This is a genomic window from Guptibacillus hwajinpoensis (assembly GCF_020171785.1).
In the GTDB taxonomy this organism is placed as follows: domain Bacteria; phylum Bacillota; class Bacilli; order Bacillales; family Guptibacillaceae; genus Guptibacillus; species Guptibacillus sedimenti.
The window spans coordinates 1-554 of sequence record NZ_JAIVAE010000035.1 but is presented as its reverse complement, the minus strand read 5'-3'; the positions used below and the strand labels follow the sequence as shown (position 1 = coordinate 554).

The window sequence follows — 554 nt, the reverse complement described above, 5'->3', positions numbered from 1 at the left end:
AGTCGTAACAAGGTAGCCGTATCGGAAGGTGCGGCTGGATCACCTCCTTTCTATGGAGAATTACGAGGCAACATTGGTTGCCAACCTTACATGAGCGTTTCGTTTAGTTTTGAAAGAATAATTTATTCTTTCAACTGAAAAGGTAAGTTTTGAAGAAGAGCAAGTCTCTTCGTAGAAACACCTCCGGCTAATGGCTATGTCGGGGTATTTACTTTTCTTTTGTGGGCCTGTAGCTCAGCTGGTTAGAGCGCACGCCTGATAAGCGTGAGGTCGGTGGTTCGAGTCCACTCAGGCCCACCATAAAAGAATCCTGGGGCCTTAGCTCAGCTGGGAGAGCGCCTGCCTTGCACGCAGGAGGTCAGCGGTTCGATCCCGCTAGGCTCCACCAACACATCTACTATATAGTTAAACAAACGTTTAATTAACTAGTAGCCATTGTTCCTTGAAAACTAGATAGCATAAACAACGACATCCAATAATTATTTTTATGCAAGAACTTAGTAATAACTGATGCGTGATGGCTTACGCCACACAAATCGAAGGTTAAGCTACTA

2 tRNA genes and 1 rRNA gene are annotated in these 554 nt (G+C 44.8%); all 3 read left to right on the top strand.

Annotation, left to right across the window (positions count from 1 at the left end):
* Window positions 1-50: ribosomal RNA gene (locus LCL91_RS21905) — 16S ribosomal RNA — on the top strand; the annotation flags it as partial.
* 173 nt (window positions 51-223) lie between these two features.
* A tRNA-Ile gene (locus LCL91_RS21900) sits at window positions 224-300 on the top strand.
* Window positions 301-312: 12 nt separating this feature from the next.
* Window positions 313-388: transfer RNA gene (locus LCL91_RS21895), tRNA-Ala, on the top strand.
* The last annotated feature ends 166 nt before the right edge of the window (window positions 389-554 follow it).